The 16,959-nt window shown below is 62.4% G+C and carries 16 protein-coding genes; 9 read left to right on the top strand and 7 right to left on the bottom strand.

From position 1 onward, the window contains the following. Nucleotides 1-4 precede the first annotated feature (4 nt). The gene (locus LU682_RS01140; RefSeq protein WP_010951627.1) at nucleotides 5-2,350 is read left to right on the top strand and encodes an FdhF/YdeP family oxidoreductase; all 2,346 of its coding nucleotides are present in this window, start codon (nucleotides 5-7) and stop codon (nucleotides 2,348-2,350) included. Between the two features lie 196 nt (nucleotides 2,351-2,546). After that, complete coding sequence (locus LU682_RS01135; RefSeq protein WP_010951626.1) at nucleotides 2,547-3,029, top strand: YMGG-like glycine zipper-containing protein; 483 nt, start codon at nucleotides 2,547-2,549, stop codon at nucleotides 3,027-3,029. 56 nt (nucleotides 3,030-3,085) lie between these two features. Here LU682_RS01135 and LU682_RS01130 read toward each other — a convergent pair whose 3' ends face one another. From LU682_RS01130 to hslO, 3 genes are all read right to left on the bottom strand, one after another. Continuing rightward, nucleotides 3,086-3,526: an acyl-CoA thioesterase gene (locus tag LU682_RS01130; protein ID WP_010951625.1), complete on the bottom strand. Its 441-nt coding sequence runs from the start codon at nucleotides 3,524-3,526 to the stop codon at nucleotides 3,086-3,088. 148 nt (nucleotides 3,527-3,674) lie between these two features. Then, complete coding sequence (locus LU682_RS01125) at nucleotides 3,675-5,216, bottom strand: phosphoenolpyruvate carboxykinase (RefSeq protein WP_003255806.1); 1,542 nt, start codon at nucleotides 5,214-5,216, stop codon at nucleotides 3,675-3,677. Between the two features lie 179 nt (nucleotides 5,217-5,395). Beyond that, the gene (gene hslO, locus LU682_RS01120) at nucleotides 5,396-6,295 is read right to left on the bottom strand and encodes an Hsp33 family molecular chaperone HslO (protein WP_010951624.1); all 900 of its coding nucleotides are present in this window, start codon (nucleotides 6,293-6,295) and stop codon (nucleotides 5,396-5,398) included. Nucleotides 6,296-6,415: 120 nt separating this feature from the next. Between hslO and LU682_RS01115 the strand changes: the two genes are divergently transcribed. Next, nucleotides 6,416-7,210 (top strand): phosphatase PAP2 family protein, encoded by a 795-nt coding sequence (locus LU682_RS01115; protein WP_010951623.1) that lies wholly within the window; start codon nucleotides 6,416-6,418, stop codon nucleotides 7,208-7,210. Nucleotides 7,211-7,238: 28 nt separating this feature from the next. Here the strand turns inward: LU682_RS01115 and LU682_RS01110 are convergent, their stop codons facing one another. After that, entirely contained in the window at nucleotides 7,239-7,640 is a 402-nt protein-coding gene (locus LU682_RS01110) for an RNA-binding S4 domain-containing protein (RefSeq protein ID WP_060489787.1), read from the bottom strand. A gap of 109 nt (nucleotides 7,641-7,749) precedes the next feature. On the opposite strand from LU682_RS01110, the gene rimB reads away from it, so the two are divergent. Both rimB and rimK read left to right on the top strand, forming a co-directional pair. Further along, a complete protein-coding gene (gene rimB, locus LU682_RS01105) occupies nucleotides 7,750-8,232 on the top strand; it encodes a retropepsin-like aspartic endopeptidase RimB (RefSeq protein WP_004576370.1) in 483 nt (160 codons plus the stop codon). Then, a complete protein-coding gene (gene rimK, locus LU682_RS01100; protein WP_003255817.1) occupies nucleotides 8,229-9,134 on the top strand; it encodes a 30S ribosomal protein S6--L-glutamate ligase in 906 nt (301 codons plus the stop codon). Before rimB ends, rimK begins: the two co-directional genes overlap by 4 nt. A 97-nt stretch (nucleotides 9,135-9,231) precedes the next feature. Here the strand turns inward: rimK and LU682_RS01095 are convergent, their stop codons facing one another. Both LU682_RS01095 and ompR read right to left on the bottom strand, forming a co-directional pair. Beyond that, nucleotides 9,232-10,545: an ATP-binding protein gene (locus LU682_RS01095; protein ID WP_003255819.1), complete on the bottom strand. Its 1,314-nt coding sequence runs from the start codon at nucleotides 10,543-10,545 to the stop codon at nucleotides 9,232-9,234. A gap of 13 nt (nucleotides 10,546-10,558) precedes the next feature. Next, complete coding sequence (gene ompR, locus LU682_RS01090) at nucleotides 10,559-11,299, bottom strand: osmolarity response regulator transcription factor OmpR (protein ID WP_003255821.1); 741 nt, start codon at nucleotides 11,297-11,299, stop codon at nucleotides 10,559-10,561. Nucleotides 11,300-11,516: 217 nt separating this feature from the next. Here ompR and LU682_RS01085 point away from each other — a divergent pair, with 217 nt between their 5' ends. The 4 genes from LU682_RS01085 to LU682_RS01070 all read left to right on the top strand — a co-directional run bounded on the left by LU682_RS01085 (nucleotide 11,517) and on the right by LU682_RS01070 (nucleotide 16,587). Then, on the top strand, nucleotides 11,517-13,841 hold the full coding sequence (locus LU682_RS01085; RefSeq protein WP_049588059.1) for a Tex family protein: 2,325 nt from the start codon (nucleotides 11,517-11,519) through the stop codon (nucleotides 13,839-13,841). Next, entirely contained in the window at nucleotides 13,841-14,224 is a 384-nt protein-coding gene (locus tag LU682_RS01080) for a PaaI family thioesterase (RefSeq protein ID WP_010951620.1), read from the top strand. The genes LU682_RS01085 and LU682_RS01080 overlap by 1 nt, the downstream gene beginning before the upstream one ends. A gap of 153 nt (nucleotides 14,225-14,377) precedes the next feature. Beyond that, nucleotides 14,378-15,955, top strand: a complete 1,578-nt coding sequence (gene gshA / locus LU682_RS01075) for a glutamate--cysteine ligase (RefSeq protein ID WP_269805814.1) — start codon at nucleotides 14,378-14,380, stop codon at nucleotides 15,953-15,955. Continuing rightward, the gene (locus tag LU682_RS01070; protein ID WP_010951618.1) at nucleotides 15,955-16,587 is read left to right on the top strand and encodes a TetR/AcrR family transcriptional regulator; all 633 of its coding nucleotides are present in this window, start codon (nucleotides 15,955-15,957) and stop codon (nucleotides 16,585-16,587) included. The genes gshA and LU682_RS01070 overlap by 1 nt, the downstream gene beginning before the upstream one ends. Nucleotides 16,588-16,728: 141 nt before the next feature. Here LU682_RS01070 and LU682_RS01065 read toward each other — a convergent pair whose 3' ends face one another. Next, entirely contained in the window at nucleotides 16,729-16,944 is a 216-nt protein-coding gene (locus tag LU682_RS01065; protein ID WP_003255829.1) for a TOBE domain-containing protein, read from the bottom strand. Between the last annotated feature and the right edge of the window lie 15 nt (nucleotides 16,945-16,959).

The raw sequence follows: 16,959 nt of genomic DNA, 5'->3' as shown, positions 1-16,959 counted from the left end.
AGTCGTGACCTCGTACCAACAACTTCCGGACAACACCCCAGCCTCCCCCCCTCGCTACAAGCCCTACCACGGCCCCGCCGGCGGTTGGGGCGCACTGCGTAGCGTGGCCAAGGCCTGGGTCGGCAGCGATAATGCGCTGAAGAACATTCGCGCCCTGCTCAAGACCAACCAGAACGGCGGTTTCGACTGCCCCGGCTGCGCCTGGGGGGACTCCCCGGAAAGCGGCATGGTCAAGTTCTGCGAGAACGGCGCCAAGGCGGTGAACTGGGAAGCTACCAAGCGCCGTGTCGATGCAGCCTTCTTCGCCCGTTACAGCGTCACCTCGCTGCTGCAGCAGAGCGACTACTGGCTGGAGTACCAAGGGCGCCTGACCGAACCGATGGTCTACGACGCACCCAGCGACCGTTACCTGCCGATCAGCTGGGATGCCGCCTTCGCCCTGATCGCCCGCGAACTGAACAAGCTGGCCAACCCTGACCAGGCCGAATTCTATACCTCGGGACGTGCCAGCAACGAAGCGGCGTACCTGTACCAACTGTTCGTGCGCGCCTACGGCACCAACAACTTCCCTGACTGCTCGAACATGTGCCATGAGGCCAGCGGCGTGGCGTTGGGGCAAAGCGTCGGGGTCGGCAAAGGTACAGTCACCTTCGACGACTTCGAGCACGCCGACGCCATTTTTGTCTGGGGCCAGAACCCCGGCACCAATCACCCGCGCATGCTCGACCCACTGCGTGATGCGGTAAAGCGTGGCGCCCAGGTGGTGTGCATCAACCCGCTCAAGGAGCGTGGTCTGGAGCGCTTCCAGCACCCCCAGAACCCACTGGAAATGCTGACCAACAGTGACCGCCCGACCAACACCGCCTTCTTCCGCCCGGCCCTGGGTGGCGACATGGCGATGCTGCGCGGCATGGCCAAGTTCGTCCTGCAATGGGAACGCGAAGCCCAGGCCAACGGCGAACCGGCCGTGTTCGACCACGCCTTTATCGCCGAACATGGCCATGGCGTCGATGAGTACCTGGCCGTGGTGGACGCCACGCCGTGGTCGCACATCCAGGCACAGTCCGGCCTGACCTTGGCCGATATCGAACTGGCCGCGCGCATGTACTGCCAGGGCAAGCGTGTGATCATGTGCTGGGCGATGGGCATCACCCAACACCGTCATTCGGTGCCGACCATTCAGGAAATCGTCAACCTGCAGATGCTGCGTGGCAACATCGGCGTGCCCGGCGCCGGCCTGTGCCCGGTGCGTGGCCACAGCAACGTGCAGGGTGACCGCACCATGGGCATCAACGAGCGCCCGCCAGAGGCGCTGCTGGATGCCATCGAAAAGCGCTTTGGCTTCCCTGTGCCGCGGCGCAATGGCCATAACACCGTCGAAGCCATTCATGCGATGCTCGATGGCCGGGCCAAGGTTTTCATCGGCTTGGGCGGCAACTTCGCCCAAGCCACACCCGACACCGAGCGTACCGCCCAGGCGCTGCGCAACTGCGAGCTGACCGTGCACATCAGCACCAAGCTCAACCGTAGCCACCTGGTCCATGGCAAGCAGGCACTGATCCTGCCATGCCTGGGCCGCACCGACATCGACCTGCAGGCCGACGGGCCGCAGGCAGTCACGGTGGAAGACTCGTTCAGCATGGTCCATGCCTCCAACGGCCAGCTCAAGCCGCTGTCGACGCAAATGCGCTCGGAGCCTGCGGTGATCGCCGGCATCGCTGCCGCCACGCTGGGCAAACAACCGGTAGACTGGCACTGGCTGGTGGCCGACTACGACCGCATCCGCGACCTGATCGGCGACACCATTCCCGGTTTCAGCGGCTTTAACCAGCGCCTGCGTAATCCGGGCGGCTTCTATCTGGGCAACAGCGCGGCCAGCCGCGAATGGGCGACCAGCACCGGCCGCGCCAACTTCAAGGCCAACCTGCTGCCCGACACGCTGCTTGACGAACGCGTACGCGCCAGCGGCCAGTTGCCAGACTTGATCATGCAATCGATGCGCTCGCACGATCAGTACAACACCACTATCTACGGCCTGGACGACCGCTACCGCGGCGTGCGTGGCCAGCGCGAGGTGCTGTTCGCCAACGAAGCCGACATCATCCGCCTGGGCTTCCAGCCGGGGCAGAAGGTCGACATCGTTTCGCTGTGGGGGGATGAACATGTGCGCCGGGTGCAAGGCTTTACCCTGCTGGCCTTCGACATACCTGCCGGGCAGGCGGCGGCATATTACCCGGAGGTGAACCCGCTGGTGCCGCTGGAGAGCATTGGCGTGGGTAGCCATACGCCGACATCGAAGTTCATTGCCATCAAGCTGGAGCGTGCGCGCGAGGACGGGCGTATCCTTTAAAAACGAAAAAAGCCCTGTTCCGTGGCGGCTCAGGGCTTTGTCATAAAGGTCTCAGACAGCCTGAAAACGATAAAGTTTCATAGTAAATACAGCAAGTTAGAGAATTGTGTACAACTCGTGTTACTCGTCGGATTTCCGTTGCCAGCCACGCCTCTTAGCCTCAAATTCGCCTCGTCATCCCTATGAGGCTCTCTTGATGAAGAAGTACTCCTCGATTCTGTTGTTGTCTTTCAGCTTGCTCAGCGGCGTTGCCATGGCAGGCGGCACCACCGAGGCCGGCATTGGCGGCGCATTGGGTGGGGTACTGGGCTCTGTCGTGGGCAACTCCATCGGTGGCAGCACCGGCGGCGCCATTGGTGCCGGTCTGGGCGGTGCAGCAGGTGGCGCCCTGGGCGCAGACAAACGCCAGCGTGGTGAGGCCGCTATCGGCGGCGCGCTGGGCGCTGCAGGTGGTAACGTGGTCGGTCGCTCCGTGGGCGGCACCACGGGTAGCTACATTGGCGCGGCAGCCGGCGGTGGTGCCGGTGGTGCGCTGGGTAACTACCTGGGCAAAGAGGCCGACAAAGACGATTACCGCGATGGCCGCCGCTATCGTCGCGGCTACGACGACGACCGTCGTCACTGGGACCGTGGTCACCATTATGGCCACCGCAAGCACAAGCGCCACTGGCGCGACTAACGCCTGAGGGCCCTGCCCCCGGCAACAAAAGCCCCGCCCCTGCCAGCGGGGCTTTTTTATGCCTGCCGCTCCAGCACGAGGCCGGACAGGATCACCTGCAGCGCCTCTGGCAACGCCACAGGCCGGCCACTGGCGCGCTCGATGAACACCTGCACCACCGTGCCTGCCGCGCATGCGTCCGATTCGCCCGGACGGTACAGCGCCAGCCGGTACTCTACCGTGCTGCCCGCCAGACGCGTCACTCCCAACCCCACTTCCAACAAGTCCGGGAAGCCCGGTAGCGCGTAGAAATCCGCAGCAGAACTGACCACGAAGGCGGCCAGTTCACCGTGCCGCAGGTCCAGTTCAGCCTGCTCGACGAGAAACGCCTGGATCGCGGTTTCGAAAAAACCGTGCACCGTTGCACCGGCGATGTGGCCGTTCAGGTCGTTGTCCTGGGGGCGGGTAAGGATCGGGTGGAAGTGGGAGAAGGCAGTGCGCTGAGGGGCTTCGGTCATCTGGCTGGCTCTTGTCTTCGCAATGGATGCTGACAGTGAAACAGAAAAACCAGACTTTCGCTGCCTATGCGGGCCCCTTCGCGGGCAAGCCCTAACCCACAAAAAAGCCGCCCCTGGGGGCGGCTTTCTCGTTGCGGCTGAGCTCGGCTTACAGCTGCGGGCCAGCGGCCTTGATGGCGTCGGAAACTTCGAACTTCTTGAAGTTTTCGATGAACAGCTTGGCCAGACCTTTGGCAGCCTCGTCGTAGGCCGCTTTGTCAGCCCAGTTGGTGCGCGGGTTGAGCAGTTCGGTTTCAACGCCCGGAACGGCCTTCGGCACGTCCAGGTTGATGATGTCCAGGTGCTCGGTTTCGGCACCGACCAGTGCGCCGCTCTGGATTGCAGCGATCACGGCACGGGTGGTGGGGATGCTGAAGCGCTTGCCAACGCCGTAGCCACCACCGGTCCAGCCGGTGTTGACCAGGTAGACCTTGGAGTTGAAGCCGTTGATACGCTTGATCAGCAGCTCGGCGTACTCGCCAGCCGGACGCGGGAAGAACGGTGCGCCGAAGCAGGTGGAGAAGGTCGACTTGATGCCGCCGCCAGAACCCATTTCAGTGGAACCGACCAGCGCGGTGTAGCCGGACAGGAAGTGGTAGGCCGCCTGCTCGTTGTTCAGGATCGAAACCGGAGGCAGAACACCTGTCAGGTCGCAGGTGAGGAAGATCACTGCGTTAGGCTCGCCGCCCAGGTTCGCTTCCGAACGCTTGGCAACGTGCTCCAGCGGGTAGGCCGCACGGCTGTTCTGAGTCAGGCTGACATCGGTGTAGTCGGCGTGCTTGTTGGCGTCGAGAACGACGTTTTCCAGTACTGCGCCGTGCTTGATGGCTTTCCAGATGACCGGCTCGTTCTTCTCGGACAGGTCGATGCACTTGGCGTAGCAGCCGCCTTCCATGTTGAAGACAACGCCTTCGCCCCAACCGTGCTCGTCGTCACCGATCAGGTAACGGCTTTCGTCAGCCGAAAGGGTAGTCTTGCCAGTGCCGGACAGGCCGAAGAACAAGGTCACATCGCCTTCTTCGCCGATGTTGGCCGCGCAGTGCATAGGCAGTACATCGGCAGCCGGCAGCAGGAAGTTCTGCACCGAGAACATGGCTTTCTTCATTTCGCCGGCGTAGCGCATGCCAGCGATCAGCACTTTCTTCTGAGCGAAGTTGATGATCACGCAACCGTCGGAGTTGGTGCCGTCACGCTCAGGCTCGCACACGAAGTTGGCGACGTTGAGGATCTGCCATTGGTCGCGGCCAGCCGGGTTGAACTGCTCCGGGTTGATGAACAGGCAACGACCGAACAGGTTCTGCCAGGCAGTCTGGGTGGTCATCTTCACCGGCAGGTAGTGCTCGGCTGCGGCCCCTACGTGAACATAGGAAACGAAGTGATCCTGGGCGTTGTTGAACGCCTCGACGCGAGCCCACAGGGCATCGAACTTGTCGGCCGGGAACTTGCGGTTGATCGGGCCCCAGGAAATGGCGTCCTGGGTGGAAGGTTCTTCGACGATGAAACGGTCAGCCGGCGAACGGCCGGTACGGTGACCAGTCTCCACGACCAGTGCGCCAGTATCGGCTAGTACGCCTTCACCGCGTTGCAGCGCTTCTTTTACCAGCTCATCGACGCTCAGGTCGGTGTACACGGTGTTGTTGGCTTGCGTCATGAGATACCCCATCCGGCCCGAGGCCGAGTGCTCCAAACGTTTTGTAGTTGTCTTGAAAAAACTACTACAGCGAAAAAAGTGGCCGGATTATGCCAGAAACGCCCAAAAAAAGTAGGCCCCTCCTGTCAGAACTGCGCTTTTGCGCAATTCGACAGGAGATTATCCTGTGATTTAACGTTTCAGTGACGAGTTTCTGAGGCCACGTCAGTACCGCCACCCGCAAACAATTGCGCCACATCGCTGGCATCGAAGAAGTAGCGCTCGTTGCAGAACTGGCAATCGATCTCTACCGTCCCGCCACATTCGTCCACCAGCGCCTTGGCGTCGTGCTCGCCCAGACTGACCAGCGCATTGCCGGAGCGTTCCCGCGAACAGCTGCAATTGAAGCGCAGTGGCTGGATATCGAACAGGCGCACGGCGTCTTCGTGATACAGGCGGTGCAGCAGTGTTTCGTTGCCCTCTGTCCACTCTTCAGGCTTGAGTGTCTTGGCCAGGGCGACCACATGCTGCCAGCTGTCTTCGCGCTCTTCATCATCCGGCTGGCGATCACGTGGCAGTTGCTGCAGCAATAGCCCACGGGCCTTGCCGCCTTGGGCATTGAGCCAGAAACGGGTATTGAGCTGCTGCGACTGGACGAAGTAGTTGGTGAAACATTCAGACAGGTTGGCGCCATCGAGGTCGACGGTCCCCTGGTAGCGCTGGCCCTTGACCGGGTCGATGGTCAGGGTCAGGTGGCCGTCGGGCATCAGCTGCGACAGGGTGGCACCAGCCGGAATCTGGTCCGCTTCGTAGCGGGCCATGCCACGAATCTCGCGCTCACTGGAACATTCCACCATCAGCAGCGGAATCGGCCCGGCCGAACGCGCCTGCAGAATCAGCAGGCCATCGAACTTCATTGCACCCACCAGCAAGGCGGTGGCGGCCATCAACTCGCCGAGCAGCACCTGGACCGGCTGGGGGTACTCATGACGCGCCAACACCGCGGCGTAGCTGTCATCGAGAGACACCCACTCGCCGCGCACATCGCGCTCGTCGAAGATGAAACGTTGGGTGAAATCGGTATCAGGCAAATCGCTCATAGGTTTCGGCTATCTAAAAAATGATGACAAAATGGTTACAAGGGTTGTCGAAAACCGGCGAGAACCCGTGACAGAGCGCTTACAAGGCGCTCCGATTCCTGTTTGCAATAGAGGTATTTTATGGACAATCGACCACTGTTCCAAGCAAGGTGGTCCTGGGGGCCATTGGCAGCCTCTACGCTGCTTCCCATCGCTCTACTGTGTTTCTGGTTATGGCCTTTTGGCCAGATCCTGTGCCTGACTTTCGACGAGTGGCTGTTCCGCAGCCTGAACGCGCCGCTGGCCGATAGCACCACCTGGCGCTACATCTGGACCATCGGCAGCCTACGCCCGTTCGACATCGTCGTCGGCCTGATCCTGCTGGCAGTGCTCATTCGTGGTGACTGGGTGTTCAAGGCTGCTCAGGTTCGCCAGGCATTCTTCGGCTTTCTGGTCACGCTACTCCTCTTAGTGGTGATTCGCGCGCTGTTTTCCAAGTGGGTGGATGCAGCCGGGTGGCAACACAAGAGTCCCTCGATGATCTTCGACGACGTCGTGCACCTGAGTGACTATTACCCGAACCTGGAGGCTGCCTGGGAACTCAAGGACCGCTCCAGCAAGAGTTTCCCGGGTGATCACGCCTCGGTGCTGCTGATCTGGGCGCTGTTCATGAGCGTGTTCAGCCGCGGCCTTGCGCAATACCTGATGGTCTGGGGCCTCGCAGCGCTGTTCATGCTGCCGCGCCTGGTGGCCGGTGCCCATTGGGGGCAGGACGACTACATCGGCGGCTTGCTGATGGCCGTACTGGCGCTGGGCTGGAGCTACTACACGCCGCTGGCGGCCAAAGGCAGCGAGGCGTTGATGCGCTGGACAGCGCCGTTGTTCAAGCTGCTGTCCACGTTACCGTTGGTCGGACGAATGGCGGTGTTGCGCTAGATTTTTTGGGGCTGCGCAGCAGCCCCATTCAATCGTAACTTCCATGCAGCTGGTGAATCTGCCGCCGCTGCTTCTTGGTCGGCCGGCCATCGATGGTCACGCCCATGGCCCCGGCCTTACGCATTTCAGCCGCCTGTTCACGGCGACGCACACTTTCTTCGGTTTCCTCGTACAACGCCTGCGCCTCTGGGGCACCACGACGCACCACCGACAGCGCCTTCACCACCACCGTGCGCTCATCGAAGCCGGTACGCAGCACGAACTCGTCGCCCACCCGCGGTTCCTTGCCCGGCTTGCATCGCTCGCCCCGGCAATGCACCTTGCCACTCTCGATCGCCGCCTTGGCCAGCGCTCGCGTCTTGTAGAAGCGCGCCGCCCACAGCCATTTGTCCAGGCGAACCTTGTCGTCGTCTTCGGCTTTTTGTGCCATCCCGTTACCTCGGATTCTGTCTTTCATCGAACTGTACTACCTTCACATACGGATGCAAAAAGTCCCCGCCGTGCTTAAAGTTCACCACCTCATTCGCAGGGTGCGCTTCGTGAAGACATTTGACCATTTGACTGTGATCGGCCTGCGCGAGTGGGTCGCCCTGCCTGACCTCGGCGTGGCCGGGCTGCGCGCCAAGATCGACACCGGTGCCAGCACGTCGAGCCTGCATGCCACCGAAGTGGAACCCTTCGAGCGCGACGGCCAGCCCTGGGTTCGCTTCACTGCGCACCTGGGCTCGGTGGTGCAGTTGCGCCACCGCCGCTGCGAGGCACCGTTGGTGACGATGAAAACCATCAAGAGCTCCAACGGCCACGCCCAGACCCGCTACGTCATCCGCACGTCACTGGCGCTGGGTGATGGTGTGTGGGAGGTGGAGTTCACCCTGGCCTGCCGCAAGAACATGCGCTACCGCCTGTTGCTTGGCTCCAAGGCCCTGATACACGGCCAGCTGGTGGTGAACCCAGGCCTGAAATACGTACAAGATAAACCGGCCTTCCCGGCCACCCTTTCCCCTGTCACAGGTGCTGCATGAAGATCGCTGTGCTGTCGCGCAATCCGCGTCTGTATTCCACCCGCCGCCTGGTCGAAGCCGGTACCCAGCGTGGCCACGAAATGGTGGTGATCGATACCCTGCGGGCCTACATGAACATTGCCAGCCACAAGCCGCAGATCCACTACCGCGGCAAGCCGCTGGAAGGCTTCGATGCCGTGATCCCGCGCATAGGTGCTTCGGTTACGTTCTATGGCTGCGCGGTGCTGCGCCAATTCGAAATGATGGGCGTATACCCGCTCAACGAGTCGGTAGCCATTGCCCGCTCGCGCGACAAGCTGCGCTCGTTGCAGCTGTTGTCGCGGCGCGGCATAGGCCTGCCGATCACCGGTTTCGCCCACTCGCCGGACGACATCCCCGACCTGATCCAGATGGTCAACGGTGCCCCGCTGGTGATCAAGGTACTGGAAGGCACCCAGGGCATTGGCGTGGTGCTGTGCGAAACGCCCCAGGCGGCCGAGTCGGTGATCGAAGCGTTCATGGGCCTCAAGCAGAACATCATGGTGCAGGAGTACATCAAGGAGGCCGGTGGCGCAGATATCCGATGCTTCGTGGTAGGCGACAAAGTAATTGCCTCGATGAAGCGTCAGGCCAAACCGGGCGAGTTCCGCTCCAACCTGCACCGGGGTGGCGTCGCCAGCCTGATAAAAATCACCCCAGAAGAGCGCATCACCGCCATCCGGGCGGCCAAGGTGATGGGGTTGAGCGTGGCGGGTGTGGATATCCTGCGCTCCAACCACGGGCCTTTGGTGATGGAGGTAAACTCGTCGCCAGGGCTGGAGGGCATCGAGGTCACCACCGGCAAGAACGTCGCCGGGATGATCATCGAGCACCTGGAGAAGAATGGCGGGCCCAATCAGACCCGGACCAAGGGCAAAGGCTGATTCAAGCCTCTACCCGCCGCTTCGCGGCCAAGCCGCTGCCACAGGTACTGCGCAATCCCTGTAGGTGCGGCTTTAGCCGTGAAGAGGCCAGTGAGCCTCACACAGCATTACGCGGCAGCAGCAGCCCCAGCGGCAACCTGACCCGCGCCTCGATCCCGCCGCCAGACCGGTTACGCAACTCCACGTTCCCGCCATGTTGCGCAGCAATCCGCTTGACGATCGCCAGCCCCAGCCCGGTGCCCTTGCCGCCCCGTGCCCGATCACCGCGAATGAACGGGTTGAAGATGGTTTCCAGCTCCGACTCGTCAATACCGGTGCCCCGGTCCAGCACACTGAGCACCACATACGGCGCACTCTCGTCACCTGACACATAGGCAGCCACCTCGACCCCCTTGCCAGCATGGTGCAGGGCGTTGCCGATCAGGTTGCCCAGCATGCGCTTGAGCGAAACCCGGCGCAGCGGGAACGGTGGAATCGGCTCCAGGCACAGGCGCACACGCTCTTCCGGCTGGTTGTACGGAGCCACCACCTCACGCACCAGGTCAGCAAGGTCGACCTCTTCCACCGGCTCGTCACGGCCATCGCGGATGAAGGCCAGGAACTGATCGAGAATCGCGTCCATGTCCTCGATATCGCGAACCATGTCATCGCTCAGCTCGTTGTCGCTGTTCAGCAAGGACAGCGACAGACGCAGGCGCGTCAGAGGCGTGCGCAAGTCGTGGGAAACCCCGGCCAGCATCAACTCACGCTCGCGCCCGGCCTGCTCGACATCCTCGGCCATCTGGTTGAACGCCTTGTACACCTCGGTCATCTCGCTGGGGGTATCGCTGATCGGCAGGCGCACACTGCGCCCCTGGCCAAGCTGGCGGGCGGCGAACACCAAGCGTTTGAGCGGCTGGTTGAGCTGACGTACAAAAATCCACGCCGAGGCGGTGGACAACAAGCCAATGGCCAGGAACCAGCCCAGCACGTTCCAGATCTTCTGCCCACGCAATGGGTGCGGGTACAGCGGCACTTTCAGCCAACCCGGCCCCAGGCTTGGCGCATTGACCCACAACGCGGGCGGTGCATGGATGCGCAGCCGCACTTCGGTGTCGTCACCCAGCTCGGCCTGCATCTGCCGTTGGTAGATCTCACTGTAGGGCCAATGCTGCTCGCCTTCGGGCACACCCGAGCCGGTCACCCGGATAAGACCTGCCGCCTCGGCGATCTTGTCGCGGTTTTCTTCGTCGGCGGCCCAATAGGCGCGCAAGGTCAGCGCCACACCATGGCTGTACTGACGGTCGACCAGCACGTCCTCGTTCATCAGCAGGTAGACCAGGGTCAGCGCCTTGGAGAACAGAACGACGATCAACACCAGCCACAGGGTGCGGGCGAAGAAACTTTGCGGAAACCAGAGCGGTGTTTTCATCGACGTCCAGGCATCATTTTCCGGCGTTTCCGTCCGGTACGAACACGTAGCCCACGCCCCAGACGGTCTGGATGTAACGCGGCTTGGACGGGTCCGGCTCGATCATGCGACGCAGGCGTGAGATCTGCACATCGATGGAGCGCTCCAGCGCATCCCATTCGCGGCCGCGCGCCAGGTTCATCAGCTTGTCGCGGGTCAACGGCTCGCGGGCGTGCATCACCAGAGCCTTGAGCACAGCGAACTCGCCGGTGGTGAGCATGTGCACTTCGTTGCCACGCTTGAGCTCGCGGGTGGCCAGCGACAGCTCATAGTCGCCGAAGGTGACCGACTCGTCCTCGCTGCCCGGCGCACCCGGCACGCTCGGCGCCTGACGACGCAGCACCGCCTTGACCCGGGCCATCAGTTCGTCCGGGTTGAACGGCTTGCCCAGGTAGTCGTCGGCGCCCAGCTCCAGGCCCTTGATGCGGCTGAGCTCGTCGCCCTTGGCGGTCAGCATGATGATCGGGATCTGGTTGTTCTGCTGGCGCAGGCGCTTGCAGGCGGACAGGCCATCCTCGCCTGGCAGCATCAGGTCGAGCACCACCAGGTTGAACACCTCGCGCTGCAGCAGGCGATCCATCTGCTCGGTGTTGGGCACCGCACGGGCACGGTAGCCTTTGCTGGTGAAGAAACGTTCCAGCAGGCTGCTAAGCCCCGGATCGTCGTCGACGATGAGAATCTTGTCACCTTCAGCGGTGTTTGGCGTGCCGGTCATGAATAACTCCTCTGATATCGCCGCGCATTATGGCGTAGCCATTGCTGCACGTTGCGTGAGCATTGTTAGCAGATTTTTCCCCCGGCGCCAGTTCCGGCTGGCCGGGCGCCATCACCGCAAGCCGTTTGCGATGGGTATAATGCGCGGCTTTCATCCAGCGCCGCCGGGCAAAAAGCCCACAGGCGACCCCCGTATTCACAAATGTCAGGTGGTTTACATGGACAGCATCAACAGCCGTATCGCCGAGGAACTGGGCGTACGCCCGCAGCAGGTCGAGGCGGCCGTGAGCCTGTTGGACGAAGGCTCGACCGTGCCCTTCATCGCCCGCTATCGCAAGGAAGTGACCGGTAGCCTTGACGACACTCAGTTGCGCCACCTGGAAGAGCGCCTGCGCTACCTGCGCGAACTCGACGAGCGCCGCGCCAGCATCCTTTCCAGCATCGAGGAACAGGGCAAGCTGACCCCGGAACTGGCCCGCGAGATCAAGCTGGCCGACACCAAGACCCGCCTCGAAGACCTGTACCTGCCGTACAAGCAGAAGCGCCGCACCAAGGGCCAGATCGCCCTGGAAGCCGGCCTTGGCGAACTGGCCGATGGCCTGTTCAACGACCCGACCCTGGCCCCGGAAAGCGAAGCCGCACGCTTCGTCAACGCCGAAAAGGGCGTGGCCGACGTCAAGGCCGCGCTGGAAGGCGCCAAGTACATCCTGATGGAGCGCTTTGCCGAAGACGCCGCCCTGCTCGACAAGCTGCGCAGCTACCTCAAGCAGGAAGCCGTGCTCAGCGCCCGCGTCGTGGCCGGCAAGGAAGAAGAAGGCGCCAAGTTCCGCGACTACTTCGCTCATGACGAGCTGCTGCGTACTGCGCCATCGCACCGTGCCCTGGCGATCTTCCGCGGGCGCAACGAAGGCGTGTTGAGCGTCTCGCTGAAGGTCGGCGAAGAACTGCCCGGCACCCTGCACCCATGCGAGCTGATGATCGGCAACCACGTCGGCATCGAGAACCGCAGCCGGCCGGCCGACAAGTGGCTGGGTGAAGTGGTGCGCTGGACCTGGAAGGTCAAGCTGTACACCCACCTGGAAACCGACCTGTTCGGCGAGCTGCGCGACAGTGCCGAAGGCGAGGCGATCAATGTGTTCGCCCACAACCTGCATGACCTGCTGCTGGCCGCCCCGGCCGGCCCCCGCGCCACCCTGGGCTTCGACCCGGGCCTGCGCACCGGCTGCAAGATCGCCGTGGTCGACGCAACCGGCAAACTGCTGGACCACACCACGGTCTACCCGCACGCGCCGAAGAACGACTGGGACCGCACCATTTCCATCATGGCCGCACTGTGCGCCAAACACTCGGTGGAGCTGATCGCCATTGGCAACGGTACCGCCAGCCGCGAAAGCGACAAGCTGGTGACCGAGTTGGTCAAGAAATATCCCGCCCTGAAAATCACCAAGATCATGGTTTCCGAAGCCGGCGCTTCGGTGTACTCGGCATCGGAATTGGCCGCCCGCGAGTTCCCGGACCTGGACGTGTCGATCCGCGGCGCCGTGTCGATCGCCCGACGCCTGCAGGATCCGCTGGCCGAACTGGTGAAGATCGATCCGAAATCCATCGGTGTCGGCCAGTACCAGCACGACGTGTCCCAACTGAAACTGGCACGTGGCCTGGACGCGGTAGTCGAGGACTGTGTGAACGCCGTGGGCGTGGACGTGAACACCGCTTCGGTGGCGCTGCTGACGCGCATCTCCGGCCTCAATGCCACCCTGGCACAGAACATCGTCGCCCACCGCGATGCCAATGGTCCGTTTGCCACCCGGGCAGCGTTGAAAAAGGTCAGCCGCCTGGGTGAGAAAACCTTCGAGCAGGCCGCCGGCTTCCTGCGCGTGATGAACGGCGACAACCCGCTGGACGCCTCTGCGGTGCACCCTGAGGCCTATCCACTGGTGCAGCGCATTGCTGCCGATACCGACCGCGACATCCGCTCGCTGATTGGTGACAGCAGCTTCCTCAAGCGCCTGGACCCGAAAAAGTTCACCGACGAAACCTTCGGCCTGCCAACCGTCACCGACATCCTGCAAGAGCTGGACAAGCCCGGCCGCGACCCACGTCCGGAGTTCAAGACCGCCACCTTCCAGGACGGCGTCGAAGACCTCAAGGACCTGGAACCGGGCATGATCCTCGAAGGCGTGGTGACCAACGTTACCAACTTCGGTGCCTTCGTCGACATCGGCGTGCATCAGGACGGCCTGGTGCATATCTCGGCGCTGTCGGAGAAGTTCGTCAAAGACCCGCGTGAGGCGGTCAAGGCCGGCGATGTGGTCAAGGTCAAGGTCATGGAAGTGGACATCCCGCGCAAACGCGTCGGCCTGTCCATGCGCATGAGCGACACCCCGGGCGAGAAGGTCGAAGGCAACCGCGGTGGTAATCGTGGCAATGGCGGCAATCGCCAGCAGCAGGCACCGCGTCAGCGCGAAACCGCCACCGCAGCCCCGGCCAACAACGCCATGGCCGCCCTGTTCGCCAACGCCAAGCAACTGAAGAAGAAGTAATGGACGTACCTCGCGAATACGTCGAAAGCGCCTTCAGCCAGCTGCTGGGCTGCCGCCTGCAACACCTGGACAGCGGTGTTGCCGAGGTAGCCCTGGCGCTCGAGCCCCAGTTGCGCAACCGTGGCCAGAAGCTGCACGGCGGGGCGATCTTCAGCCTGGTGGACATCGCCATGGGCCTGGCCTGCTCGGCCAGCCATGGCTTTGACCAGCAAAGCGTCACCATCGAGTGCAAGATCAACTACATGCGTGCCGTCAGCGACGGCGAAGTGCTGTGCACCGCTCGTGTGCTGCACGCCGGGCGGCGCACCCTGGTGGTCGACGCCGACGTAGTTCAGGGCGACAAGCTGGTGGCCAAAGCGCAAGGAACCTTCGCGGTTCTCTAGCTCACCAAGCAGTATCTGCGGTATTTTCAGCAGTGCGCTGGCACTGCTGGAACCGCGTAAACCAGGCGACAACGCCAGTTCCTTTCTTCCTACCCTTGTAGACCGTTATCTCTACCCCCATATTGGGGCGACTGACGCGTGAAGGAATACATCTTGAGCGAACTCCTCAACCGCCGCCTGAGCCTGCTCGGCGCCAATCTCCCCCTGCTCAAGCAGTGCCTGCACGGTATTGAGCGCGAATGCCTGCGCGTGACCGATGAAGGTCGCCTGGCCCAGACCCCGCATCCGGAAGCACTGGGATCGGCGCTGACCAACGAGCAGATCACCACCGATTATTCCGAGTCGCTGCTGGAGTTCATCACCCCAGCGCTGGCCGACCCGGCCAAGGTGCTCGAAAGCCTCGAAGAGACCCACCGTTTCGTCTACAGCAAGCTGGGCGACGAATACCTGTGGAGCCCGTCGATGCCGTGCACGCTGCCGGCCGAGGAGGATATCCCGATCGCCGAGTACGGCAGCTCGAACATCGGCAAGCTCAAACACGTCTACCGCAAGGGCCTGGCCCTGCGTTACGGCCGCACCATGCAGTGCATCGCCGGTATTCATTACAATTTCTCGCTGCCCGAAGCGCTTTGGCCACTGCTGCGCGAAGCCGAAGGCAGTACGGAAAATGACCGCGACTACCAGTCGTCGGCCTACATCGCGCTGATTCGTAACTTCCGCCGCTACAGCTGGCTGCTGATGTACCTGTTCGGCGCCTCGCCGGCCCTGGACAAAGGCTTCCTGCGTGGCCGCCCGCACCAGCTCGAAGAGCTGGATGCCGAAACCCTGTTCCTGCCTTATGCCACCAGCCTGCGCATGAGCGACCTGGGTTACCAGAGCAACGCCCAGGCCGGCCTTACGCCCTGCTACAACAACCTGGCCAGCTACACCGACAGCCTGCGCAAGGCCGTGGGCACGCCCTACCCGCCTTACGTTGAAATCGGCACGCATGTGGATGGCGAGTGGGTTCAGCTGAACACCAACATTCTGCAGATCGAAAACGAGTACTACTCGAACATCCGCCCCAAGCGCGTCACCTACACCGGCGAGCGACCGATCCAGGCCCTGACCTCGCGGGGTGTGCAGTATGTGGAAGTGCGCTGCCTGGACATCAACCCGTTCCTGCCGGTTGGTATCGACCTGACCGAGGCGCGCTTCCTCGACGCATTCCTGCTGTTCTGCGCGCTGGAAGACAGCCCGCAACTGGACAACGGCGAGTGCGGCCAGTGCACCAGCAACTTCCTGACCGTGGTCAAGGAAGGCCGTCGTCCGGGCCTGGAGTTGCACCGCAATGGCCAGCCGATCAGCCTGAAAGACTGGGCCAGCGAGCTGATCGGGCGTATCCGCCAATTGGCCAATCTGCTCGACCAGGCGCAAGGCTCTGATGAGCACGCCAAGGCCCTGGATGCGCAGCAGGCCAAGGTCGACGACACCTCGCTGACCCCGTCGGCCCAGGTGCTGGCACGCATGACCGAGCATGACGAGAGCTTCGTCCAGTTCTCGCTGCGCCAGAGCCGTGTGCACGCCGAGACTTTCCGCGAGCAACCGCTGAGCAACGAAAAGCAGCAAGCATTCGAGACGCTGGCCCGCGAGTCGCTCGCCAGGCAGTCCGAGCTGGAGCAAAACGAAGTCGGTGACTTCGACCTGTTCGTCGCCGCCTACCAGGCCAGCATCCTGGCAATCAGCAGTTGATGAACCGCACCACCACCCCGCGCAAACCACGCGCCAGCAGCCAGGCCAGGATCGAGGCGATCCTGGCGGCTGCGCGTGAGCTGTTGGCCGAACAAGGGGTGGCAGCACTTTCTATCTACAGCGTGGCCGAGCGGGCGCAGATTCCGCCTTCGTCGGTGTATCACTTTTTCGCCAGCGTGCCGGCCTTGCTGGAGGCACTTACTGCAGATGTGCACCGGGCATTTCGCGAAGCCCTGAGCGCTCCGATCGACAGCAGCGCGTTCAGCACCTGGCACGAACTGTCACGGCTGATCGAACAACGCATGCTTGATATCTATCACGAGGATGCGGCGGCGCGGCAGTTGATCCTGGCGCAGCATGGCCTGAGCGAGGTAGTGCAGGCCGACCGGCAGCACGACATGGAACTGGGCGACTTGATGCACAAGTTGTTCGACCAGCATTTTCACCTGCCGGTGATGCCACCGGATGTGGATGTGTTTGCCCTGGCCATGGAGTTGAGCGACCGGGTGTATGCACGGTCGGTGCAGCTGCACGAGGCGATCACCCCGCGCATGGCCGAGGAAGGCAAGCGGGTGTTCGAAGCGTATCTGGGGTTGTATCTGCCGCCGTTTCTGGCCAAGCGTTCCAGCTGAGAAATCTGGGGCCGCTTGGCGGCCCTTCGCGGGCAAGCCCGCTCCCACAGAGCCCGCGCGCACCCTGGAGCTTGCGAGTACCTGTGGGAGCGGGCGTGCCGGCGAAGGGCTGCAAAGCAGCCCCAATATCGACCCGCCGCATCACAGCTTGGCGATAGACACTTCGGTCGACTTCACAAAGGCAATCACTTCACTGCCCACCTGCAACTCCAGCTCCCGCACGGAACGGGTGGTAATCACCGAAGTGACGATACCCGAAGCCGTCTGCACGTCGATTTCCGACAGTACCGGGCCTTCGAGGATTTCTTTCACAGTACCTTTGAACTGGTTGCGAACGTTGATGGCTTTGATAGTCATGGTTTGTTTCCTTTT

The sequence above is a fragment of the Pseudomonas alloputida genome (assembly GCF_021283545.2).
In the GTDB taxonomy this organism is placed as follows: Bacteria; Pseudomonadota; Gammaproteobacteria; order Pseudomonadales; family Pseudomonadaceae; genus Aquipseudomonas; species Aquipseudomonas alloputida.
This window is presented reverse-complemented; position numbering and strand designations above follow the sequence as displayed.

Coding starts and splice junctions, on each gene's coding strand:
- LU682_RS01135 (WP_010951626.1), top strand. CDS start 2,547: ATGAAGAAGTACTCCTCGATTCTGTTGTTGTCTTTCAGCTTGCTCAGC.
- LU682_RS01130 (WP_010951625.1), bottom strand. CDS start 3,526: ATGACCGAAGCCCCTCAGCGCACTGCCTTCTCCCACTTCCACCCGATC.
- LU682_RS01125 (WP_003255806.1), bottom strand. CDS start 5,216: ATGACGCAAGCCAACAACACCGTGTACACCGACCTGAGCGTCGATGAG.
- hslO (WP_010951624.1), bottom strand. CDS start 6,295: ATGAGCGATTTGCCTGATACCGATTTCACCCAACGTTTCATCTTCGAC.
- LU682_RS01115 (WP_010951623.1), top strand. CDS start 6,416: ATGGACAATCGACCACTGTTCCAAGCAAGGTGGTCCTGGGGGCCATTG.
- LU682_RS01110 (WP_060489787.1), bottom strand. CDS start 7,640: ATGGCACAAAAAGCCGAAGACGACGACAAGGTTCGCCTGGACAAATGG.
- rimK (WP_003255817.1), top strand. CDS start 8,229: ATGAAGATCGCTGTGCTGTCGCGCAATCCGCGTCTGTATTCCACCCGC.
- LU682_RS01095 (WP_003255819.1), bottom strand. CDS start 10,545: ATGAAAACACCGCTCTGGTTTCCGCAAAGTTTCTTCGCCCGCACCCTG.
- ompR (WP_003255821.1), bottom strand. CDS start 11,299: ATGACCGGCACGCCAAACACCGCTGAAGGTGACAAGATTCTCATCGTC.
- LU682_RS01085 (WP_049588059.1), top strand. CDS start 11,517: ATGGACAGCATCAACAGCCGTATCGCCGAGGAACTGGGCGTACGCCCG.
- LU682_RS01080 (WP_010951620.1), top strand. CDS start 13,841: ATGGACGTACCTCGCGAATACGTCGAAAGCGCCTTCAGCCAGCTGCTG.
- LU682_RS01070 (WP_010951618.1), top strand. CDS start 15,955: ATGAACCGCACCACCACCCCGCGCAAACCACGCGCCAGCAGCCAGGCC.
- LU682_RS01065 (WP_003255829.1), bottom strand. CDS start 16,944: ATGACTATCAAAGCCATCAACGTTCGCAACCAGTTCAAAGGTACTGTG.